General features: G+C 58.1%; 17 protein-coding genes. 9 read left to right on the top strand and 8 right to left on the bottom strand.

Going from position 1 to position 24,162, the window contains the following annotated elements; all coding sequences use genetic code 11:
• Positions 1–20 precede the first annotated feature (20 nt).
• From tssG to E1180_RS21260, 8 genes are all read right to left on the bottom strand, one after another.
• Complete coding sequence (tssG, locus tag E1180_RS21295) at positions 21–1,616, bottom strand: type VI secretion system baseplate subunit TssG (RefSeq protein ID WP_196220672.1); 1,596 nt, start codon at positions 1,614–1,616, stop codon at positions 21–23.
• Positions 1,613–3,610: a type VI secretion system baseplate subunit TssF gene (gene tssF, locus E1180_RS21290; protein WP_155194641.1), complete on the bottom strand. Its 1,998-nt coding sequence runs from the start codon at positions 3,608–3,610 to the stop codon at positions 1,613–1,615. Before tssF ends, tssG begins: the two co-directional genes overlap by 4 nt.
• Complete coding sequence (gene tssE, locus E1180_RS21285; RefSeq protein ID WP_155194639.1) at positions 3,607–4,158, bottom strand: type VI secretion system baseplate subunit TssE; 552 nt, start codon at positions 4,156–4,158, stop codon at positions 3,607–3,609. Before tssE ends, tssF begins: the two co-directional genes overlap by 4 nt.
• Before the next feature lie 118 nt (positions 4,159–4,276).
• On the bottom strand, positions 4,277–4,762 hold the full coding sequence (locus E1180_RS21280; protein ID WP_155194637.1) for an Hcp family type VI secretion system effector: 486 nt from the start codon (positions 4,760–4,762) through the stop codon (positions 4,277–4,279).
• Between the two features lie 202 nt (positions 4,763–4,964).
• Positions 4,965–6,488: a type VI secretion system contractile sheath large subunit gene (gene tssC, locus E1180_RS21275; protein WP_155194635.1), complete on the bottom strand. Its 1,524-nt coding sequence runs from the start codon at positions 6,486–6,488 to the stop codon at positions 4,965–4,967.
• Positions 6,489–7,040: a type VI secretion system contractile sheath small subunit gene (tssB, locus tag E1180_RS21270; protein WP_155194633.1), complete on the bottom strand. Its 552-nt coding sequence runs from the start codon at positions 7,038–7,040 to the stop codon at positions 6,489–6,491.
• Between the two features lie 268 nt (positions 7,041–7,308).
• Entirely contained in the window at positions 7,309–8,595 is a 1,287-nt protein-coding gene (locus tag E1180_RS21265; RefSeq protein WP_155194631.1) for a type VI secretion system protein TssA, read from the bottom strand.
• Positions 8,596–8,666: 71 nt separating this feature from the next.
• A complete protein-coding gene (locus tag E1180_RS21260; RefSeq protein WP_155194629.1) occupies positions 8,667–9,377 on the bottom strand; it encodes an OmpA family protein in 711 nt (236 codons plus the stop codon).
• Positions 9,378–9,760: 383 nt separating this feature from the next.
• Here E1180_RS21260 and E1180_RS21255 point away from each other — a divergent pair, with 383 nt between their 5' ends.
• From E1180_RS21255 to E1180_RS21215, 9 genes are read left to right on the top strand one after another with little or no spacing between them, the layout of a single operon-like run.
• Positions 9,761–11,587, top strand: a complete 1,827-nt coding sequence (locus E1180_RS21255; RefSeq protein WP_155194626.1) for a type VI secretion system Vgr family protein — start codon at positions 9,761–9,763, stop codon at positions 11,585–11,587.
• Between the two features lie 43 nt (positions 11,588–11,630).
• Positions 11,631–12,233, top strand: a complete 603-nt coding sequence (locus tag E1180_RS21250) for a DUF6931 family protein (protein ID WP_155194625.1) — start codon at positions 11,631–11,633, stop codon at positions 12,231–12,233.
• A gap of 18 nt (positions 12,234–12,251) precedes the next feature.
• Positions 12,252–14,045, top strand: a complete 1,794-nt coding sequence (tagH, locus tag E1180_RS21245; RefSeq protein WP_155194623.1) for a type VI secretion system-associated FHA domain protein TagH — start codon at positions 12,252–12,254, stop codon at positions 14,043–14,045.
• A 57-nt stretch (positions 14,046–14,102) separates the two neighbouring features.
• Positions 14,103–15,437, top strand: a complete 1,335-nt coding sequence (gene tssK / locus E1180_RS21240; RefSeq protein WP_155194621.1) for a type VI secretion system baseplate subunit TssK — start codon at positions 14,103–14,105, stop codon at positions 15,435–15,437.
• Entirely contained in the window at positions 15,437–17,080 is a 1,644-nt protein-coding gene (icmH, locus tag E1180_RS21235; protein WP_155194619.1) for a type IVB secretion system protein IcmH/DotU, read from the top strand. Before tssK ends, icmH begins: the two co-directional genes overlap by 1 nt.
• Before the next feature lie 19 nt (positions 17,081–17,099).
• Positions 17,100–20,753, top strand: coding sequence for a type VI secretion system membrane subunit TssM (gene tssM / locus E1180_RS21230; protein WP_196220671.1), 3,654 nt, complete (start codon positions 17,100–17,102; stop codon positions 20,751–20,753).
• A 4-nt stretch (positions 20,754–20,757) separates the two neighbouring features.
• Positions 20,758–21,405, top strand: a complete 648-nt coding sequence (gene tagF / locus E1180_RS21225; protein ID WP_155194608.1) for a type VI secretion system-associated protein TagF — start codon at positions 20,758–20,760, stop codon at positions 21,403–21,405.
• The gene (locus E1180_RS21220) at positions 21,402–22,172 is read left to right on the top strand and encodes a PP2C family protein-serine/threonine phosphatase (RefSeq protein ID WP_155194600.1); all 771 of its coding nucleotides are present in this window, start codon (positions 21,402–21,404) and stop codon (positions 22,170–22,172) included. The genes tagF and E1180_RS21220 overlap by 4 nt, the downstream gene beginning before the upstream one ends.
• Positions 22,172–24,148, top strand: a complete 1,977-nt coding sequence (locus tag E1180_RS21215; RefSeq protein ID WP_155194597.1) for a serine/threonine protein kinase — start codon at positions 22,172–22,174, stop codon at positions 24,146–24,148. The genes E1180_RS21220 and E1180_RS21215 overlap by 1 nt, the downstream gene beginning before the upstream one ends.
• Positions 24,149–24,162: the final 14 nt, after the last annotated feature.

The following is a 24,162-nucleotide window of genomic DNA, read 5'->3' as shown; positions in this document are numbered from 1 at the left end:
GGCCCTTCTGAAGTAAATGCCTATTGATAAACAGTGGTGTGTCTGCGGATGGGGCGGAATCGCGTGTCAGTCAGGATATCGTCTGCCGGGCTGTCATCCCCGGGCGCATCGGATTCGCCGTGTGGGGGCTTAAGCCAGCCGATATGTCCAAGCGTTGCGGACGCCGAGCGGTTCATGCAGATGGCGGAAGCGCAATGTCTGGGAAGCGCCAATTCGATTTCATATTCGATCTCCAGACCAAGATAGAATTCGATGAGATCAAAGAGTTTTTCCGTCCATTCGTTTGGTTTTGTGCGCGTTGGCGGCAGGAACTTGCGATACTCGGAAAGATCCTTGGTATAGATCCGTATTCTGATTTTATCGCTTACGCTATAGACGCGCGCGCCAACAATTGTGTCCCGGCCAAGACGGCCCGCACCGCCGAGCCCGTTTCCGCCGACCGCGAGCTGATCGTCCGGATCAAGTTGCAGCCAGCTGCCCACACATTGCTCGATTTCAACGCGAACCCCGAAGACGCCTGAAATGAGGGCTTTGAGGCGCGCCGCGCTTTTTGCCTTCGGGGAGGTCAGGCCGGCATAAAGCAGTTTGAGGCGGTCATCGATCCGGTCCAGATCCCGGTAGATTGGCGCCCCAATGCCGATGGCCGACCCAAGATAGTTCAAGAAGCGGTCATCATCCGGCCGGTCATGCTGGGCAATGGGCCTCGCATCCGCCCAGGCGCGGAAGAAGAGCTGCACGAAGCGATTGTTGAAAACGTCGAGAAATCTCGGAAAACTGTCATCCCCGCGCAGTCCCCGCATGATGGCTTCATCGGTCATGGCGGAGGGAAGGGCCCCATGAGGCCCGAGCATGCCAAGAAACCGTTCCATAAACACCAGCCCGTCTTGCTGGTCGCGCATTGCCCGTTCGATTGTTGATGGCGCAAACTCGCTGGACGGATCTTGTCCGAAGCGGACAATGTCTTCCATTAGCCTCTGGCTTTTGCCGATCCGTGGCGGCACGGGCGCGGCTTGGGTGGGAGAGTTGCCGGGCTCGCCAGTGTGATCCTTAACCGGCGCCGTCTGACCCTCCAGCATCCGCAATACGGCGAGAAGATCATATCCACCCGGATTGCTTTCTATTTGTGCGCCGAGTGTGGCCAGAAGACTAGCATATTGTTTTTGAACGGGAACCTCTATGCGCGGGGCCGGTTCCGGCGTTGCGAAGTCTTCAGCGCCGTGTTCTTCGTCTTGATCGGCGGAAGGTTCGCTGTCTGCTGCGCGGCCCACTGCAACAACCGCATCCGTTTGCGGTGCGCTGTCGAAAGCGCTCGTGATTTCTGTATCTTCTGTGACCGGCGTGTCAGCTGAAGTTGATTTGATCGTGTCCGATAAAGCCGGAAGTTCGTCCAAACGCGGATCGCTCGCATCCACATCGACAGGCGATAAGATCTCATGCGACTTGATCGGGGGTTCTGGGCTTTGAAACGGGTCAGATTCGGTTTCGGGTGGCTCGGGCCAAGGGAACGCGGATTTTCCGGGCCGAATGACAGTCTTGTCCAACGCTTCGGCGCGGTCGGTCGCGTCAACGCGGGTCTTGTTGGCATCGGGATCAGGCGTGTCTGAGGAGGCCGTCATAAGATCCCCTTCGCGCCAATTCTCGGCGGCCATTTCATGATCGTGCCGCGTTCGGTTGTTGCGATGACACACTGCGTGAAGTGATTGATCGACGCATATTCACACAAGAATCGATCCAGCACCGCTCCGAGCAGAAACGCACTTGCGCCCTCAAAAGCCTTGTCGTCGAGGGTGATGGTAACCTCCAGCCCCCGGGCGACCCCAGTTCCAGATTTTTGCTGCAGGCGGCGGACGACCGGCCGGGTTGAAACAGAGCGGACCGACTGCGCCTGCCGGTCTGCGGAATTGTCTGCCAAAGGAGCAAAGACGCTCAAGATATCCCGGAAGGACCGGCCATCTTGTCCGGCCCCATCGTTCAAGAGTCCCGAGTGATTGAGTGCCAAGATGTTTACGAGCCGCCAGACAATCGCGCCAACATGGCCCTCTTCGCCGAGACGTTCATTGTAAGACAGAAGCGGCGGGCGCGGCGGTGTCGGTCCGGATACGCAATCGACCTTCAGGCCGGTATCATCCAGGAGTCGGAAATCGCCGAGCGCCGATGTCTCCAGGTTGCTGCCTACCGGAAGATCGGCGGCAAGGGCCCGGTTGGATGCCATGACCTTCAGGGACAATTCTGCAAGTTTCTTGTCGCCGCTCTGCAGGAGGGCTGCTGCCTGCGCGCCGCTTGAAATGGAGATGTAGGTCTCCGTCCCGATGTATGGATTGGGCTGCATCCGCCGGAGCTCTGAAGACGATTGGCGGCGGGGCATGCGCCGGACGGAGTAAAACCATTCGTGCCCGGCCTTGTCGGCATCCGGAGCGACGCTGTAAAGCGGCTCAACGGCGAGCTTGTCACCACCGGAAAAGTGGGCATTCACGTCGGTAACTGAATGCACTTCATAGTCGAGCGGCCGGGTCCTGTCGGGAATGACCGCAAACTCATGCTGGCCTTTCTTGATCGGAACCCGGTCTGTTTGACGTTCGAACAGATTGACGGCCGGTGCGGTGTGTAACGCAAAGATCTTCTTCTCCACGTGAGCCGGCAGGCGCGGGTCCGCGTCATCGAACACAAAAACAAGATCAAATGATTTTGCTCTCACGCGGTTCAGCGCGGATCTTAGCCCGCAGAGCCGGAAGCCCAGGAAGCTGCGCGGAAAATTGAAATAGTCCCGCAGGTAGTCAAAGCCGACAAACAGCCTCCGGTCGTTGCGCAGCAGGGCATCTTCTTCATCGAACCCGACTTGCTCGATGCTGTCGATGGGAAGCCGCTGCAATGTGACTTGGCCGTAAGCATCTTCTGTCCGGATATAAAGGGCAACCGTGTGGCCGAAGATCTGTTCATAGACACGGGCTGCCAAATCGATTGGACCAGTCAGATAAACCGGAAGCGTATCAATTCTGCAGCCTGCGACCTGAAATTCCGGTTTTTGGCGTGCCTCGTCTTGGGATACTTCCAGTTCGGGATCTTCCGCCATCCGGTGAGTGAGGGTGAGGGACAGTCCGGCCCGGACGCGGCGGTCCTCGGCCATATCCGCGCCCAGACCTGAAACTTGCGCGGCAGAACTCAGGTACTTTGCCGAGGTCAGCTCCAACGGCGTCAAGGTGATTGGAGCGGAGAGGGTGAACCGGCAGCGGACTTCTCCCTGCCGTTCTCTGAAAACAGCCTCCATCGGCGCGTGGCGCGCGATCTTGATGCCGTTGCGCAAATTGGAATCGCCATATTTCGGCGTGACCCGCGCGAGCACCATGGATGGGATCGGAGCAAGCGCTGACGGGTACAGCTGCTCAAACAAGTTGGAGGTGAATTCCGCGAATTCATGCTTCATTTTCAGCTGAACGCGGGCCGCCAGAAAGGCGGTTCCCTCCAGTAAACCCGACAGCATCGGGTCGGACCGGTCTTCAAGAAGCCCGCCCAAGCGTTCGGCAACAGCCGGGTAGGCCTCGGCAAACGCCGATCCCTGTTCGCGCAGATAGGTGAGCTCCTGATTGTAAAGGTCTAGAAACTCGCGGTTCATCCAGCCGCTCCCAAGATCTTGATCCGCCCGAAGGCGGGATCCACATCGGCGATGAACTCGCTGCCGACGCGAACCGGATCGCAGCGGATTTCCGCCTTGATCAGGAAGCGGACCTTGAGCGTGTCGCTTTCATACTCCTGATCCCGTTCAACATGCAGCGTCTTGGGGTCCATCCTCGGTTCAAAACGGATGAGGGCGCTCCGGATGTCATCGGCAAGGCGGTCTATGCGAACCGTGTCGACGATGTGCACGGACAGGTCCGGCAGGCCATAGTTCAAGATGGAACTCTGGACCTCGGGAAAGTCTGAAAGGTCCTGGGAGGAATTCAAATTGACAGTATTGAGAAGGGCCTGCAGATCCTGACGGACTTCATTCAAAAGCGTATGCTCGGAGATCCCATGGGCCCGGGACAGGTGCCGCCCGGCCTTCAGCGGCTGACCGCTTTCATCTTGCAGGCGCTCGCTCTGGGCGGCCTTGTAGTCCGGATCATCCATGGCACGGAATGCCCACATGAGCGGCGAATGGAGTTTTGTATGCGCACGTGCCATCCGGTGTCCTGAATGATGGCCCGCCTGGTGCAAGAAAGCGCGAAAGGACCGCGGGCGGGCAGATAATCAGAAGGATCCCGGCTGCAAGTGGCCCTGCAGCCGGAAAAGGTATTGCCGGTTACTTCTTCTCGTTTGCTGCAATGTCCCAGGCAAACTCGGGGGCGGCGCCCTTGGAGCCGTCCGGCTTTTGTTCGGTGTAGATGTATTTGAATTCACCGAAGTTCAGCGTCACGTTCTCGGTAATCCGGTCGTCATTTCCGCTGCCGCCCGTCGAGATATTCGAGACGATGATGTCCTTCACCTCAAGCTTGATATATTCAAGCGGACTGTCTCCGGCCGCCTTGCGGATGAACAAGGTTCCCTTGCTGATATGCTTGCCGGTCGATGCGTGCTGAAGCAGCACAGGCGACGACTTGTCGACATATTTCGTTACGCTCAGATCCTGGAAATGTGCCTTTCCAGAGCCCGAGCCGGAGCCCATATGCGTGGTGCCGGATTGGGAAACGCCCCAGGACCAGGACAGAACGTCAATCTTGTCCTTGTGGGTCTTGTCCTGGGCTTCACCTTTGATACCGTCCAATTCAAGATAATAATCTACAGCCATTGTTCACATCCTCTTGGGTGTTGGCGGGTGTGCTTCAGCTATCCGCCGCCAAAGTTTCATGTCTGACAAACACCTCGGACCATCCGGTCCAAACCCCAAGGCGCGTCCTTGTTAAAAGTCACCTCCACCCGGAAAAAATCCGGGGTGCATCCCTTGAGATGCGTGCCGGAGGGCAGAAGCCCGTCCCCCGGCAAGACAGCTATCAGTTTCCGTCTTGCGGAATGCGGGAGGCGAGGCTCATGCCGATGTCCATGCCTTCCAGCTGATAATGAGGTCTGAGGAAGAACTGGGCGCGGTAGTATCCCGGGTTCTCCTCATCATCGACGATGGTAACCTTGGCCTCACGCAGTGGTTTGCGGGCCTTGGTTTCTTCCGTTGAGTTGTCCGGGTCGCCGTCGACGTAATCCATGATCCAGTCATTCAGCCAGCGCTGAAGCTGGGCGGATTCCTTGGTCGAGCCGATCTTGTTACGGACCATCACCTTGAGATAATGGGCAAAACGGGTGGTCGCGAACATGTAGGGCAACCGGGCGGACAGATTGTCCGATGCGGTGGCATCCTTTCCGTCAGGGCCGGAAAACTGGCGCGGTTTGAAGACCGACTGGGCGCCCAGGAATGCTGCCTGGTCTGTGTTTTTCCGATGGATCAGAGGGATCAAGCCGAGGCGCGAAATCTCGTGTTCGCGGCGGTCCGATATCGCGATCTCCGCCGGGCATTTCTGGTCAACACCGCCATCATCCGTCTCGAAGACGTGGGTTGGCAGATCTTCGACCAATCCGCCACTTTCAACCCCGCGGATACGGACTGTCCATCCATATTCCTTGTAGGCGCGGTTGATGTTCGAGGCCATGGCATAGGCGGAGTTCATCCATGCGTAGTTGTCATGGTTGTTCTCCGGGAATTCCTCTTCAAAAGCGAACTCTTCCACCGGATCGGACTTTGCGCCATAGGGCTGGCGTGCCAGCACGCGCGGCATGGTCAGGCCGAGATACCGGGCATCTTCGGATTCCCTCAAGGTCCGCCACTGTGCATGGATCTCCGTATCGAAGATCTTCGACAGATCCCGCTTTGCAGGAAGTTCCGTCCAGCTGTCCATTTGCATTAGCTGCGGATTGGCAGCGGCCAGGAACGGTGCATGCGCTGCGGAGGCGATTTTCGCCATCCCGCGCAGGATTGTGATGTCCTGTGGCTCATAAGAGAATTCGTAATCGCCAACCAGGCAACCGAAAGGTTGTCCGCCAAGCTGTCCGAACTCGGCTTCGTAGATTTGCTTGAAGAGCGGGCTCTGGTCCCACTTGGCGCCCCGGTAGCTTTTCATCACACCGGCCAGCTCGGACTTCGAGATGTTCAAAAACCGGAGTTTCAGCGTCGCGTCGGTCTCGGACTGGTGAACCAGATAGTCCAAGCCCCGCCAGGCGCTTTCCAGTTTCTGGTATTCCGGTGCGTGAATGATTTCGTTGACTTGATCGGTCAGCTTCTCATCCAGCTTGGCGATCATCTCGTCGATCGTATCGTAGACATCGTCCTTGATGAGCGCCTGATCGGACAGGGCCTCCGACAGGAATGTCGACATGGCCGTATCGACAAGCGCGTTGGCCGTATCATTTTCATTTTTAATGCGGAAGTTCTGCTTCAGGATCGAGGCGAACTCTTCCGGGCTTTTCTCGCTGGCAACGTCACCTGCAGGTGCGGCTCCGGCCTGTGTGCTGGTATCGGTGCTGCTCATTTATGCCTCCTCGGTATCGCCGCCGGCGTCGCCTTTTGCATCGGCGGATTTGTCGGCTTCGATTTTCTGAGCCAGGGCCTGCATGAGGGCAGGGTCCCGGGTGAGTTCTTCAAGCTGGCTGATGGCTTGGACGCGGCCGTCCATCATCGTGCGCAGGGCTGCCAGACTGCGGCGCGCATCGAGCAGTTTTTTCAAGGCAGGTACCTGCTCGGCAACACGGCCCGGGCTGAAGTCGTCCATGTTTTCAAATTTCAACTGGACGCTCATCTTGCTGTTGTCTTCGCCGGAGAGGCGGTCCTTTACCGTAAAGGACGTGCCGGGCTGAATGGCCTTCATCCGCGAGGAGAAGTTGTCCATATCGATATCGAGAAGTTTCCGGTCATCAATGTCCGGCTTGTCGACGCCTGGATTGTCACCCGACAGATCTGCCATGACGCCCATGACAAACGGCAGTTCTACTTTCTGCTCTGCATCGAACGGATCTTCATAGAAAATGTGGACGCGCGGAGGTCTGTTCCGCTTTATAAAGCTTTGCCCGCTATTAGACGCCATCGTACTTGCCTTTCATTTACTGGATTTGCTTTCGTGCAAATCAAGTTCAGTCAAATACAAGCGCGGCAGTTTATGTTTTTTTATTTTATATGTGCCTGCGCTTTGTTCTGTTGGAGTAAATGTACTTCAGAAACATGTGATTCATAGTGATCGCGGTCACAGGTGCGGCGGATTTCAAAAATACTTCAATTATTGAGGACCGATTGTTTTCGCCTGTCAAGAATGTAGCCGCAGAAACGCTGCGGAAGCACGGTGCCCAACTTCCGTATTATTCCTCCTCCGGTCTCAAAAAGAGGTTCAGAAGTCCGGTGAAGGAGCCTGAACTCATGGTTTGGGCTTCGTCCAGAAGCAATGGGATCGGGCTCGTGGGTTCATTGGCGGCGTAATAGGCCTTCACGGCGCCGATCCCGCGCATCGCTTCGGTCCGGTTTGTGATCTGGGGCGGCTCAAAGCCGTCCATGTCGCCTAGATCTCCCGTACCGCTGTCATTCAGATCGACCAGACGGTCGTTTGACAGCTGAAGCCCGCTAGTGCCGAGGATAAGGCTGACATCATCGAAACGCCGCGGCATGAGGATCTTCAACGCATCCAGATAGGTTTTGCCGACAAGCCCACGGGACTCGCGCACCAAAAAGAGCGCCGGATGCGACGGCTCCCGGGAGGCAAAGTAATTCTCCACCTGCTCTAGAAGGCACTTCGCCTGCGCCGCATTTTTGAGTTCCTGGGACGAGCCTGTGGTTTCGGCGGCCGCCGGTGCGGTGTGTTCTGCCTTGCCGCCGTCCGGTTCCGCTTCCCCGGTATCGCCTGTCGCCCGGCCGAGCCGGAGGTTCAGTTCCTGCCCCATGTCCTTGAGGAGCTGGATCAGCGGCGAGTAGTCGGGCGGGTTCGAACTTGCGCTGGCTTCCGACAGTTTTGACGAGCAGGTCTGGCAGATCCCGGCCAGAACCTCTGGCAGCGCAGAAAGGTCCTCTAGAAGCCGGTCAATGCTTTCCTGTTCAAGTTCGCCAGAGGTCAGAGCCGCTTCGATTGCGCCTAAAGAGATGACATGTTCGTCCGGACGCGCAGTTTCATGACCTGCGGCAACCTGAACGGCCCGGTAGCTCACCGGCCCGCTGCGCCTGGTTTTAAACAGAGGCGCCGCAGCCAGGGGGAGGAGAACGGTCGGACGGCTGTTCAGGCCCTCAAGAGCGCCCATACGTTCCATGAAATTGAAGTCGCCGTCCGCCGGATGGACGGCATCCCAATGGGCATCGAGCAATGTGCCGATGGTCCGCACGGTGTTTGCAAAAAGGTGCAGGTTTCCGCTCAAAAGGGCGAATTGGCCAAGGAAAACAAGTAGCCGTAAATCGCGGGACTGCTTTAAAAAGCCGTCCATTTGCTTGAACAGGTCTGGAAAGTCGATTTCGCTCCGGTCGAAATCGCCAAACCGCTCCGGAAGCATTTCCTCGCAAGAATCCATCAGCGCGGCAAAGGCTGGATCCGTGTCATAGAGATCAGGCCCGCACCCGGCACCGGGTGCGATTTCCATGCCGTAGATATTCGGATCGAGCTCCATGCATCCCCCAAGGCGCGGCGCCAATTCAGATCAAGGCGTTCTGCCGCCAGTTGGCCGGTGTTATGCCGGGTTCATTCCAGAACCAATCGGCTCTCGACCCGGCGGTTGACCGGATCATATTTGTCGGCAACCTTCGGCCGGGATTCACCATAGGCGATGGTTTTCAGGCGATCACGGCCAACCCCGAGTGAAACCAGATATTCCGTAACGGCGCTGGCCCGGTCTTCAGACAGGCGCTGGTTATAGCTGGCTGATCCGATGCCGTCGGTGTGGCCTTCTATGACGAACTTCGCAGCTTCGAGATCCGGGTCCGATATGCCTTTGGCAAATTCCCGGAGGTTCGCCTGTGCGGTCGGGCTGAGACGCGCAGATGCATACTCGAAGGAAACGAGAAGATTGAAACCTTCTCCAATGGCATTGGTTTCCGGGTCCGGAGTGGCTGCAGCCGTATCGCCAGTTCCTGCGTTGCCTGCTGTGCCGCCATCTGGCTTGACGGCGATTTGACCCGTCTCAGGCGATGCCGCGCCGCCGGGAGAACACTCGTCGCGGGTTCCAATGCACAGTGCACGTGTTTGCCCGGTTGGCTTCAAGGATCGTGTCTTGAGCTGCTTGAAGTGGCGCGTGACGTCGTCGGCCGAATAAGTTGTGTCCTGCGCCAGAACCGGTTCCGGCGAAGCCACTGCCATCGTGGCCGCAATCGAAGCGGCAAGACTAGCCATAAGGATGCCCGGGCGCTTCGGGCGGCGGCTGGCTTGTGAAATCTGGCGGTTTGCGGAGGTCATTTTCCAATCTCCCTTTGTGAGCTATCAATCATTTGAGCCGAAACCGGCGACTGAGCGCACTATGGAATTGTCTGCAATAAAATTATGTGGCGGAAGTCACTAAAGTACGTTTTGATATCAGTATGGCCGATCCCGTTTAAGAAGCAAGAAAAACGTGGGTGTGTTACGTTGGTGAGGCGGTGAAGTAAATGGAACGAGTGTTTCGTGTGTGACGGGCGTCACAAGCGGAACCTTCGGTCTGTTGTGAAAAAGGGTTATTGTTGCGATTTAAAATATTTGCATCAACTGTGTCGTTGAGCACATTATTTGGATCGGAAACAGCGTAGAACCTGGAAAACGTGCTGAGAGCACTTCCCAGGTCTCATTGTTCCGAGGAGAGTTTCGTGGTTCAGGGTCAATTGAAACAATTGAAGCGAATGGCCGAGCTGACGTCGGTCTTCGGCAAGGATGAACTGGCTCTTGTATCGATAGAGTGCGACGAAGGCATCAGTCAGGATTTTGAGATCCGGCTGGAAGTGCTCAGCCAAAACGAAGATCTTGAATTCGACCAGGCCATTGCCACGCACATGACCACGAAGGTCGTCACCAATAATGGCGACACACGGTATTTCGACGGTTTGCTAACCGATGCCCGATGGCTTGGCCACAGGGAGTCCTATTACATTTACCGGCTCACACTCCGGCCGTGGTTCTGGTTGCTTACGAAGAACTCCAACTGCCGGATATTCAAGGACAAGACCGCGCCTGAAATCATTTCAGAAGTGCTCGGCGAGCATGATTTTGCAGATCATCGCAAGAACCTGACCGAAAGCTATGATCCGATCCATTATTGCGTTCAATACCGTGAGTCCGACCATGATTTCTGCTGCCGGCTCATGGAGGAGTTCGGGATCTCGTATTTCTTCGAGTACGAGGACGGCAAACACACGATGATCCTTGCGGACGGGAAATCGTCCTACTCGCCAATTGAGGGCGATCCGGCAATTCCCTTTATCCCAATCGGCGGGGACAGCCAGCGGGATGAGGAACACATCTATCATTGGGTGCCGAGCCGGAAGTTCCGGACGGGAAAATTCGCGGTCAATGACTACGACTTTGAAAAACCTAGCGCTTCTTTGGAGGCCGACCGGGATGCCGGCTCTGCCTACCGGGCAGGCAGCCTTGAGCATTATGACTACCCGGGCCGCTACACTGAGAAGGACAAGGGGACGGCCTACAGCAAGATCAGGCTGGAGGCGGAGCAGGCCGGCGACAAGCGCATTGAGACAGCCGGGGAGGTGTCCCGGTTTTTCGCAGGCGGCCTTTTCACGTTGAAGGACCACCCGCATGGACCGCAGAACAAGGAATATCTTGTTTTGCGGGCCAGCCACCAGATCATCACGGAAGAATACCGCTCGGGCAGTTCGAGCGGGCAGGGTGAGGCCTATACGGGCACCTATGATGTCCTGTCCTCGGATATCCCCTTCCGAACCCCGGCAGTTACCGCAAAACCCCGCATTCCCGGCCCCCAGACGGCAAAAGTCGTGGGCCAAGGCGAAATCGATGTGGACGAGTACGGCCAGATCATGGTCGAATTTCACTGGGATCGGGACAAGACCCAGTCACGCCGTGTGCGTGTTGCACAAGTATGGTCCGGCAAGAATTGGGGCGGAATTGTCATCCCCCGTGTCGGCCAGGAGGTAATTGTTCAATTCCTGGAAGGAGATCCGGACCAGCCGATCATAATTGGTACGGTCTACAACGCAGAGAATATGCCGCCTTATGCGCTTCCGGGAGAAAAGAACAAGGCCGGTGTTAAGTCCGATTCGACTGTTGGCGGAGGCGGCTACAACGAGTTTGTTTTTGACGACACCAAGGGTCAGGAACTTATCGGCATGCATGCACAAAAGGACATGGAGACGGTCATCGAGAACGATGAGATGCTGCATGTCAAAAACTGCCGCGAAACGAAAATCGATGTGAACCGGACCGAAAAGGTCGGGAACAATACGACGGAGGAGATCGGAAAGGTCTGGAAGGTGGAAGCGGGCATGAAGATCGAATTCGTCTGCGGGATGAGCAAGATCGTCATGACACCAGCATCGATCCAGATTGAATCTCCGACAATCGATGTGAAAGCAATGGGCCAGCTTACAGCGACAGGTTTGATGACGGACGTCAAAGGCACGGCACTGTTGAAATTGAACGGGGGCTTGGTCTTGATCAACTAGGGATCGGACCGGCTTGGGCGCAACGGATGAACGGAGGAGCCAGATGGCATCACGTATCCGGTTTACAAACGCGAAACAGGTTTTTGAAACATACCCGGATCTGGCCGAGACGGTGACGGAACCGGAAGCGGACGCGGACCCAGGAGCGTTCGCTCTGGAGCTGAAAGAGGGCGATGCCCCGTATTCGGCCCTGGCCTATTTTGCGCATCTTCTGCCGAAACGGGAATCCGTCTGGTGGGGCATGAAGTGCGTGAGCGGGCTCGACACCAACAAATCCGCCGATGATCATCACGTGCTTGCCCTCAGCGAAGCCTGGGTCCGGGAAGGCGATGAAGAAGCCCGCGCGGCGGTTCATGCGGCGGCGGAAGCGACCAAGGCTGACAGCGCTGCGGTTTGGATTGGCTTGGCAGCCGGATGGTCCGGCGGGTCCTTGTCACCCAATCCGGACCACCGGGTGGATATGCCGGATGGCCTGACGGCGAAGGCGGTCAACACGGCCGTCCTGATCGCCTTGGGCTCGCTCGGGCCGCAGGAGCGGGAGGAAGCGCTTGAAGCGTGTCTGTCCGCCGGACTGACATTTGCCAAGGGCGCTGCGATGCCTCCGGTGAGTATCCGAACGCCGATGACCTTTGAAGCCAGAATCTAAGATTGAGGACGGGCGGAGATGCGTATCACGCTCCAGATCGAAAACAAGGACCGGTTGGAAACCGGGGGTCAGATCAGCTACAGCTGTGTCGACCGGGGTTTCGATATCGGGCGCCACGAGCATCTGGACTGGAGCCTACCCGACCCGCAACGCGTCATTTCGGGAAAACATTGCGAAGTCCGGTTTGAGGGCGGGCAATATGTTCTCTACGACGTCTCGACCAACGGCACATTTTTGAACGGCAATCCGAACCGGATGGATCAGGCGCATGCCTTGCGCTCTGGGGACCGGCTGATGATTGGCGATTACATCATAAGCGTCGGCCTCGACGAGTCCCACTCGCCCGCATTGGAGCCGGTCTCCTCCGGTCAGCCGCAGTGGGCTGCGCCAGCACCCCCTTTGCCCGAGCCGCCTGCCGCTTGGCCGGAACCGGGCGCTGCTGCAGCACATCCCTATCCGCAACCGGATGCAGGCCATGTGTGGGGCGCAGCCCCAGGGGCAGGTGTGGAAGGGCGCCATGCGCCACCATCTCAAACACCCGGTATCGGGACGCCGGCAGATGATGTCTGGGGACAGCAGGGCCCGGCGTCCGGGACCGCTGATCCAGGCCTTTTTGACACGGGACATGTTCCACAGGGAGCCGCCCCGGTGCGTCCGCTATTCGGGGATTCGCTTGATCATTTGGCCCAACAGCCGGACCTTCAGCGCTCTGAGGGGGGGACGCCGCAGCCTGAACCAGCCCCTCAGCCCGTTGCCCCGGTCCAGGCCAGTCCGGCACCCCCGCCAGCCGCGTCATCATCAACACCGCCACAGCCGGCCGAACCGCTCTTCGGAATGCCGGATCTCGGTCAGCCGGAGCCACCTCAGGCAGCTTTGCCGCAGACCGCACCGCCACCCGCCGAGGCCCCGGTGGTACCAGAGCCGCCAAATCCAGATCCGGGCGGATACCCGGAAAGCGTCAACGCGTCCATTCGAGAAGCGCCCGTCCATGTTCCCGGCGGACATGATCAAGCACCTCCCGTGGCGGCGCCTGTCATCTCGCCTAATGGACCAAGGCTGCAAGCATCAGCGGCAAGTGCCGGGCCGTCCCTGCAGAGTGCACCTGAACTTGAGAGTGGACCTGAAAATGCCGCCGGAGATGGCGCGGTCTCCTTATCGGCGGAGCCGCAGGCCGGCGTCGTCCCGCAGGATGCTGGAAACGATGGCGGCAAGGCTCTCCTCAAGGCATTTGCACAAGGTGCAGGTATTCCGGAAAATATCGTCGCGGATCGGGACCCGGAGGAATTTGCAAGGGAACTTGGCAGCATATTGCAAACCATGACCGGCGATCTGATGGGGCTGCTGCAGGCGCGCAGCCAGGTTAAGGCGCTGACACGGAATGCCAACCGGACGCTTATCAGCCGCACCGGCAACAATGCGCTGAAATTCTCGCCAACACCGCAAATGGCGCTGCAAACCATGTTGTCCGAGCAGGCTGAGGCCAATGGGTATTTGCCCCTGGAAAGGGCCATGACGGCAGCGTTCAAGGACATCCAGAAACATCATGTATGGACCTATTCTGCGATGCAGAAAGCGGCCGCCCGATTGCAGGACACCTTATCACCGGCAGCAATTGAAGCTGCCGCGCCGCCTCAAAAGAGCACCTTTGGAAATCCGAAAGCAAAATTGTGGGACCGGATTGAGGAACGTTGGACATCCATAAGCGCCAGCCATGACGACGGACTGGTCGGTGTCTTCACGCAGTATTTTACCGAAAGTTACGAAGACCTGAGTTCGCCCGGTTCAGCGGATGAACCTGGGCAGATGCCTTGAATTTTTTAAAGATAGCAGGTCCCGGCAAACGGCCGTGGAACAAGGAGCAGTGCCTTTATGTCTTGGTATAGTAAAGTTGCATGGACGGAAGGCCTTTTTTTGAGGCCGCATCATCTGCAGCAAAGCGACCGTTATGCGGAGCATTTGCTGGATGAACGCGTGCGGCTCGCATCTCCCTATCCTTGGGGATTTGCCGATGTTGAGATCGACCAGGACATGGGGCAGCAATGCCGTTTTGCGCTCCGGCAAGGCCGAGGCATCTTTCCAGATGGCACTGTCTTCAATTTTCCCGCAGACGGTACCCCGCCACCGGCAATTGATGTGCCTGAGGACGCGGCCGGTCAAATTGTCTGGCTCGGAATTCCAGAGACGACCGTCAATGCGGTCGAAGTGGCCAATGGCCGGGACGATATGGCAACCCGGTATCTGCAAGGACGGGAGACCATAATCGACTCCACGTCGGCCGTCCGGCTGGAAGAGGAAATCGACGTTGCCCATCCGCGCCTGATGTACTCGATCCGCGCAACGCCGCATCCGGGGCAGGTCTGTCTGCCGGTTGCCCGCATTACGGAGATCAAGGACCGAATCGTCATCACCGATAGCAGCTTTGCGCCTCCGGTCCTTGCCTGCCACGTGCACCCGGTGGTGACCGGCTGGATCGATTCCGTCATCGGCTGGGTTGAGCGCAAGCTGAGCGAGCTGGCACGTTATGCCGCGGACACGTCGGCGGGCGGTGGCCTGCAGAATTTCGACTATCTGACCCTTCAGATGCTCAACCGGACCCATCCGCATTTGATGCATTTGCGCAAGTCCGCCTATATCCATCCCGAACGGCTTTATACGATGCTCTTGCAGATGGCCGGTGAGCTTGCGACGTTTGCGACCGAGGAGCGGCGCGCGCGCAGCTATCCCGTTTATGACCACGACCGTCTGCACGATGTATTCAAGCCGGTCCTGGCCGACATCCAGGCATTTCTGTCCGCAGGATATGACCGCCGGGCAATCCGGTTGCCTCTGGAGCAATTGGCGCCGAATGCGTTCAAGTCGATCATTGTCGATCGGAATCTGTTCTCCCAGGCCAGTTTCGTGCTGGAAGTCGCTGCCCGCAGACCGTTGACCGAAATCCAGAACGAGTTTCCAAAGCTCTTCAAGGTCGGGCCATTCGGCCAGATGCGCCAGATCGTCTATTCCAATCTCCCAGGCATACCCTTGATCCACATGCCGGTTCCCCCCGCACAGATCCGTGCGCTGACGGACCGGGTCTATTTCCGGCTCGACAAGACCACACCGCTTTGGCGGGAATTCAGCCAGGATTCAGCGATTGGGCTTCAATTCGCGGGTAACTGGCCGGATCTACAGCTTGAGTTTTATGCCATCCGGGAGGGCCGGTGATGGCCGACAATGACGATCCCTTTGGTGTTTCCAAACGGCAAGGCAAGACAATCGTCAAGCCAAACCCCGGCGGGCGATGGTCGGAAAGGCCTGATGGCGGACAACAGCCGCCGCAAGCCCCGCCCCAACCGCCCATGCCGCAACAAGGCAGGCCGCCGGTTGCTCCGGCCGCGCCGCACCAGCCTCCGCCACAGGGGCAGGGACGCCCGGCCGATCCGTGGCAAGGGCAGGGACAGGGCCAGGATCCCTATGCCCCAACCCCGGCGGGCTACGAATATGGCCAGCAGCAGGCGCCTGACCTTCATCGCCCGCCACCTGCGGCACAACCCGGCCCCGGCCAGCCACCTCAGGCCGCGCCGCAGTCTGGACCGCAGGGGCAGCCGCTCCCCGGACAGGGGCAACTTGCCAGCACGCCCGATCTCAACCAGATCAGTGTTGCCAACAGGAACCCGATCTCCCGTGCCGCCGCGCCGTTATTGCTTCTTCTGGGCCGGCTGCATCTGACCATGACCGACGCGCAATTCGATGCGCTTATGGGAGATGTCTACAACGCGATAAAGCGTTTCGAGCAGGACCTTAGAAACACCGGCATATCGGACGACCAGATCCGGTCCGCAGCCTATGCCTTGTGCGCGACATCCGATGACATCGTCCAGAACCTGCCCTCGGCGGGACGGCATCAATGGACTCAATATTCCATGCTGACCCAATTCTTTGGTCAGGCAACCGGCGGGGTCGAGTTTTTCCAGTTGCTCGAAAAGGCGAAACAGGATCCGGGCCGCAATTATGGTGTCCTTGAGGTGATGCATGCCTGCTTGTCGCTCGGATTTTACGGAAAATACCGCGCGATCCAGGGCGGGCAGCAGGGGCTGGAACGCGAGCGGCGGGATCTGCATGAAATTCTGCGCCGGGTCAGGCCAAGGCCAGGTGATGATCTGTCGCCGCACTGGCGCGGGCTTGACCTGATGCAAAAGCGGACGGGGTTCAGCGTTCCGATCTGGTCGGTCGCAGCTATCGCCGGTGCCATTCTCCTGGGCGGTTATGTGACATTGATGCTGTTGCTGGCAAGCGGCAGCGAAGTGGTTGCGAGCCGGGCGTCCGCGCTCTACCCGGCTGGCCCGGTTGAACTTGCACGCGAGGGCTATCAGCCGAAACCGCCACCACCGCCGCCGCCGCCTGAAGATGCGCCAATCGATCAGGTCACAAAACAGCTTTCGGGGATCGAAGGGCTAGAAATTGCGCAGGCGGGCCCCGCGATCATGCTGCGTATGCGGGCTCAATTTGATGTAGCTGCCGCAACGCTGCGCCCGGAGTTCCAGCTGCTGGTCGAGCAGGTTACCCAGACCCTCGACGGTGTTGACGGCGAAATTCTTGTCGTCGGTCATACCGATAGCGACCCGATCCGGAACAATCCGCGTTTTCCGACAAACTGGCATCTGTCTGTGGAACGGGCAAAGTCTGTCGCGGGTGTGATGCAAGGCATACTTCAAGCGCCGGGGCGTGTGCAAGTTGAAGGACGAGGAGCTGACGAACCGGTCGCACCCAACACAAGCCGGGAAGGAAAGGCACTGAACCGGCGGGTCGAGGTTTTCCTCAAACCGGCAGGGACGGATGCGGATGTCCTTGCAGGCAATGACGGGTGAGCGGAAGAGAGCAGGCCAAATGAAGTTCTGGTTCGGAGTAACAGCAATAATCGCAGGGGTTCTGGCCCTGATTGCGCTGATCTGGTTCGGTGGCCCCTTTCTGGCGATCAGCGGTTTCCGGCCGTTCGAGCCCTTCTGGATCCGCCTGACCCTGTCCTTGCTGATCGCGCTATTGATTGGAGGCTGGACCGGGTACCGGATCTACCGCCGGATTGCCGCCAACCGTCAGCTTGAGCAGGAAATTCTGCAGCCCAAGGCGAGCGACGAAGACCTGCAGATCCTGTCTGAACGGATGAAGGACGCGCTCAAAACGCTCAAGACATCGAGCGCCAATTCGCGCACCTATCTCTACGATCTTCCCTGGTATTTGATGATTGGCCCCCCTGGCGCGGGCAAGACCACGGCTTTGATGAATTGCGGTTTGAAATTTGCCGGATCCCGCGGCAAGGGCGAGGCGCAGAAACTTGAGGGCTTTGGCGGGACACGGTACTGCGACTGGTGGTTTGCCGAGGATGCGGTGCTGATTGATACCGCAGGCCGCTACACCACGCAGGATTCCGATCAGGATCATGACCGCGAGGCCTGGCTCGGCTTCTTGAAAATCTTGCGCAAGGCAAGACCGCGCCAACCGATCAACGGTGTCATGGTGGCCATCAGCCTGGAAGATCTGATGACCCTTCCGGACGCCGATATCAAGCTGCACACGGATGCCATCCGGGCGCGCCTCGTTGAACTCTACAAGACGTTGAAGATCGATTTCCCTGTATATGTGGTCTTTACAAAGGCAGATACGGTTGCCGGTTTCATGGAATTTTTCGGCTCCTATGCGGAGAGCCGGAGAAATCTTGTTTGGGGCGCGACGTTTCAAACGCGCGAGAAGAACAAGAACATGGTCTCCGAGACGCCCGCGGAGTTTGACCTGCTCATCGAGCGGCTGAACGAGGAACTTGCCGACCGCCTTCAGGAAGAACCGGACCCGCGGGCCCGATTGATGCTGTTTGGTTTCCCGACACAGGTGGCAGCGCTCAAGGAGCGTCTCGCAGGCTTCATGAACGCGATATTCGAGCCAAGCCGCTATTATCCGAATGCGGTGTTGCGCGGGTTTTATTTCACGTCCGGGACCCAAACCGGGACGGCCATTGACCGTGTGATCGGTTCAATGAACCAGGCTTTTGGGACCGCCTATCAGCAAGCCGCACTTTCCGGCCAGGGCAAGAGCTACTTCCTTCGGGATCTTTTGACCAAAGTGATCATCGGGGAATCCGGCTGGGTCAGCCACAACATTCAGGCCGTCCGTTTGGCGACCGCCGCCCGCATCTCAGTCTATGCCGCGATTGCCCTTGTAACCGTGGGCCTTGGGACGCTTTGGACCATGAGTTACCTCAACAATCGGGCGCTGATCGAGGAAACGGCTCAAGCGGTTGCCGCCGTCCGGGCAAATGGGGAAGGGGTTCTGGATCAACGCATCGTGCGCGATGATAGCCTGCGCGATACAGTCTTCCTGCTGAACCTGTTGAGAGCCTTGCCTGCCGGTTATGACAGCCGCGACAATCCGGTTCCGCTGATGGAGCAGTTCGGCCTTAGCCAGCGCGAGCGACTGGAAGCCGCCGGGGTCACGTCCTACCGCAGCGGCCTGGAGCGGCTCCTCAGGCCGAGATTGCTGCTGCGTATAGAAGAGCAAATGGCCGAGATCCTCGATAACCGCACAGGGCCGAGAGGGTCGGAGATCGACGTTCTCTATAATCTGGCAAAGCTCTACCGGATGGTGGCAGGCGATGCGCCGGAAATAGACAAAGAGCAGATCAAGAATTCCTTCCGCGCGGATTTCCTGGCCAGTTTCCCCGGTCCGGAATTTGAAGCCGACCGGGCGTCCCTGAATGCCCATATTGCCGCGATGCTGGATCTTGATTTCGGCGGCAATGTTCTGACGAGCCAGCTCGACGGGGTTTTGGTTGAAGAAGTCCAGCGGGAACTTGCAAGGGTCAGCATCGCGGAACGCGGGTATGCGCTGTTAAAGTCACGGGCCAAGGGTCTGACAAGCGAAGACTGGATTGCGGCTCAGCGCGGCGGACCGGACATGGAGACGGTTTTCGAGACGGAAAACGGTGACACGCTCGATACGGTGATGATCGACAAGTTTTTCACCTATCCCGGGTTTCACCTTTCTGTTCTGCCGAATTTGGCGGGGATCCGCGAAGAACTGGAACGCGACAAATGGGTCTTTGGAGATATTGGTGAAGGCGAGGCGATCTCCGGTCAGTATCAGTCCCTTCCGGCGGAAATCCTGGCTCTATATACCAAGGATTTTATCGACACTTGGGACAGTGCCCTTGCCAATTTGAAATTCAAGTCGATGCGCGGAGACAAGCCGCTTTATACCACCTTGCAGGCGGTATCGGCCCCGACATCCCCGGTTGTCCAGCTCCTTGAAAGCATCCGCCGGGAAACATCACTGACCACGGACCAACCTGGACAGGGTATTCCCGGAACCGGTGCATCCGGGTCCGCTGCTGATGCGGGGTCGGACGCTGCCCAGAAAATCTTCCAGCGCTATGTGATCGATTCAAGCGGGGGGCTGAAACGGATCGGCATTGAAGCCGGGTTGCAGGCCTTGGCGCCGGGCGGATTGTCGAATGCCCTGAACAGCGCGACCGGGGGCGGCGGGCCGGCGATTATTCCGGGCAAGGCAATCGAAGATCACTTCCGGCCGTATCATGTCCTGGTCGAAGGCGAGACCAATCGACGGATTGATGCGCTTCTGCTGAACTTCAAAAATATCCTCGACAATCTTCTGGTCGTTGCCAACAACCCGCTGCAGAGCGAAACCGCGAATGCCAATGTTCAAATTCAGGCATCCTTGCTGCGCTCGAACGCTACCCGGTTTCCGAACCCGTTCGACAAGCTGATCCTGCAGGCGGCCAAGGAATTCGATGAGGAGTTCGCGGAAACCTCGATTACCCAGTTGAACGAAAAATTGAAATCGGACGTGACAGGAGCCTGCCAGAAGATCGTTGGGCGGAACTATCCCTTTACGAATGGCCGCTCGGAAGTGCCCATGACCGAGTTTGCCCGGCTGTTTGCCCCCTCCGGGATCATGCAGCAGTTCTTCGATCAGAACCTCAAGGCCCTGGTCGACACCAGTAACCGCCCATGGACTTACAAGCCGGAAGTTGCCCAGGCGGACCGTTTGTCAAATGCCACTTTGCGCCAGTTCGAACGGGCGGATCTGATCCGGCGGGCATTTTTCCCGACAGGCAATGCCTATCCGTCAATTGGCCTCCAAGTGGTTCCAAGATCATTGTCGCAACAGGCGGATGCGGCCAGCCTTGAGGTCAACGGAAACCTGGTGATGGTCAACAGGGGTCCTGGCTTCAATGCGGAAATTCAGCCCCTGCCGGCGAGTTTCGATTGGCCGAGCAACACCGCAACCCCCAGGGTCGTGCTGGTCGTGCTGCCGGAGGTTCCAGGCTACCGGTCCCGGCAGGAAATTCATGGCGATTGGGCCTTTTACCGGTTTGTGAGGGCGAACCGGGTCAGCTCCGGGCAGAACAGGTTTGTCGTGCGCGATACGATCGGGGGGCGTCAGGTAGCCTTCACCGTCATGCTGCGCACCAAACCAAATCCGTTTTTCTTATCCGCTGTCAGCGAGTTCAGCTGTCCGACGAGCTTTTAAAACGATGGGCTGCGGTTTTTTCGGCAAATTGCCCGCCCGCGGAGATTTTGTAAGCCGGTCCTGTCCCAGCGGGTTCGTCGCGGTTTGGGACCCGTTCTTGACGGAGGGGTTGACGGAAAGCCGCGAAGAGTTGAAAGACGCTTGGGAGGAGGCCTTCATGACAATGCCGGTCTGGCGGTATGAGTTGGAATGGCAAGACGGCAGAGTTTTTGCCGGGGCCTTCATGCCGAGTGTTGACCGTGTAGGCCGGGCTTTTCCGCTTACGATCATATCGTCTGCGATGAAAGCGGACAGCAAGGATCCGCACGCGTGGTACGGACAGGTTGAAACCGTTTTGTTGTCCGCGCTTCAAGAAGACACCTCGTTCGAAGAATTTGAAGCTTCGGTCATTCGTCTGGCTGAGGCGCCAAGGCTCGGTGACAACAAACAGGACTGGTTCGAACTTCCAGCGGCAGCGCGCGCAGGGCATGTGCGCAGGTCCTGGTTCTGGGCAAGGGGCGGACCGCATCACTTTGCATTTTCGGCGGACGGGTTGCCGTGGGCCGGCGCGTTTCGATGGTTCTTGCGTCCAGAAGAGGCAGCGCAACAGTTTAACAAGCCAGTGGCAGGGCAAGAAAAAGGGCGATCTCAGTCTAGGGACCAGGGAACATGACAGCCAAGGTAATGACCGAACCACGCCTGAAAGCTTACGCAGTCGGCCTCACGGATGTTGGATGCGTGCGGACAGAAAATCAGGATGCATTTTTTGTCGATGAAAAACTCGGTGTCTTTGCGGTCATGGACGGTGCGGGCGGGATGACCAATGGCGCACAAGCCTCCTGCCTCGTTCGTGAGGCCTTGCAGGACCTTTCAACTCCGCGCGACGCGGAAGATCTGCTTGATCAGTTCGAAAGGCGGGTGATTGAAGCCAAAGCGAATATTGACAAGGTGGCCGCCGAGGCAAACGGCGTGATGATGGGAACAACCATTGCAGCGCTTTTGACATTTGAACGCAATTTCGCCTGCCTTTGGGCCGGGGATAGCCGGGTCTACCGGTTCCGGCAGGGAGGTCTTGAGCAAATCACGACCGATCACACTGAGGCGCAGGAGCTGGTCGATCAGAACGTGCTGACCAAGGATGAAGCAAAAACCTTCAGCCGGAGACATGTCATTACCAAGGCGATTGGATCGGACATCGATCTGGAACTGGAAATGGTGTCTGGAAACCTTCGGGCAGGAGACCGATTCCTTTTGTGTTCGGATGGACTGACAGGCCTTATCGACGACAGCGTGATCGCAACAATCTTGCGGACCGGCGCTGCGGAAACAGCGGCAAAGGAGCTTCTTGCAGGCGCCTTAAACAGCGGTGGCTCAGACAATGTGACGGTCTTGGTCGTGGATATTGACGAGCTGACCGCAGCCTCCCTGGAGGCGAGTTGATGGCGGCGCCCGATCACCTTCTTCCAACCGGAACACGGTTGAACAACCTCTATGAAATCGAGGCACATATTGCAGATGGCGGGATCGGAACCGTTTACCGCGCCCGCGACATTGAAAGTGGTGATCCGGTTGCGGTGAAGGTGCTGCTGGCAAGTTTTTCGCGCGATCCCCTGATTGTCGATCTATTCAAGCGCGAAGCCAAGATCCTGCGGAAGCTGAAGCATGATGCCCTGACGCAGTATTATGTGTTCGCAAAGGAACCTGAACTCGGCTTCTATTATCTTGCGATGGAGTTCGTGGAGGGCCCGTCCTTGAGTTCGCGGCTTGCCGCAGGGCCGCTTGAACCGGAAGCCGTCTACCGGCTGGTCACGCGGCTTGCCTCTGCCCTTCAAGCGGTGCACGACCGCGAAGTCATCCACCGGGATTTGTCGCCGGACAATATCATTCTTCAAAACGGAGACGTGACCCAGGCCAAGATCATCGACTTCGGCATTTCGAGATCGAACGCGGCCGGCCCGACAATCATTGGCGATGGATTTGCCGGAAAGGTGAACTACGTCTCTCCCGAGCAGGTTGGAATATTCGACGGCAAAGTAACGCCGCGCAGCGATGTCTATTCGCTGGGGCTGGTGATCGCAGAAGCTTTGACCGGACGCCAGATCGATATGGGCGGCACACAGGTTCAGATTGTTGAAAAGCGGCGCACCTTACCGCCCCTTGAAGGGATCGACATGCGGTTCCGGCCGCTTCTTGAAGCCATGCTTCAACCCGACCCGGCCAACCGTCCGGCGTCCATGTCTGAAATTGCGGCCTGGACCATGGGCGCGCCTTTGCAGCCCCGGACCGATGACCGGACCATCATCCGTCCGTCCGGCCCGCCGCCGGAGCAGAGCGTTCTGGATGCACCGCCCCAAAAAACAAACTGGATTGCCCGGATCGCGATTCTCCTGTCTCTGATCGGTTTTGCAGGTGTGGGTGCAGCTGCAGTCTTCTTTCTCGCCGGGCCGACGGTCGACGCGCCCGATCAACGCCCGGTCCTGATCGCGGAACCCCGGCCAAATGCACCGGAAGCACCCGTTACCTCCGGACCGGCTCCCGCGTCGCCCGAGCCCGACGATCAGGAGGCCGACGCACAGATATCCGAACCGGATACGGCAATTGCCGACGAGGTTGAAGAGCAGACGGTTGAGGTGAGTGAACCTGAAGCAACGGTGCCGGAACCACCGTCGCCTCTGGATAACTTGGTCAAATTGCCTGGCCCGGACCCGGTGGAAGACCCTTTACCCGGACCGCAGACGAGTATTCCAGAAGAAGGCACCGGACCCGAACAAACCGTAGGCGCTAAAGAGCCTGTCTTGACCGCCGCAGACAAGGTCCGGAACTTCGTGACCGGTTACCAGGCGGATGAGTGCATGTATCTGCAACCGACGACCGTCGCGGCGCGGTCTGCGGCGATTGAAGGATTTGCGGCCCGAACACCTCCATTTATCGCGTTCGATTCCGACTTCACACGGGTTCAGGGTTTTGAGGCCAAAATCCAGGTCAATCTGATTACCGATGCCCAGTGTCCGGCCCTCGGATTCTTGCGGGGAACGCCCCAAGGCAACGGTCTGACCCAGCTGCACCTCGACATGCAACGGACGGTGATTCAAAGCGGCGCTAATCTGGCCGGCCGTATTTCGGGATTTGATCCCGATGCAGGTGAACTCGGACTGGTGATTGTGGGCAGCGACGGCTCTGTCAGCAATTTGACCCCATACCTCCAGTCCGACAATGGCGGTGCAGGTTTCGTCATTCCAGTCAATCTGGAAAGCGGTCAAGACGATACGAGCCTGATCATTGCGATGGTCGGGCCGGAGATGATTGAAACGCTAGCGGGCATGAGCAGAGCCGATGCAGATAGCGTTTTTGACAGTCTCAACAAGTCAGCCTCCGTTCTGCGTGCAACGGCCACAACGATTAGGGTGACGCCTTAGCTGTAACGGGTTTA

The sequence above is a fragment of the Roseibium denhamense genome (assembly GCF_009711415.1).
In the GTDB taxonomy this organism is placed as follows: domain Bacteria; phylum Pseudomonadota; class Alphaproteobacteria; order Rhizobiales; family Stappiaceae; genus Roseibium; species Roseibium denhamense.
The sequence above is the reverse complement of the archived record's forward strand: the minus strand, read 5'-3'. Positions and strand labels throughout refer to the sequence as shown.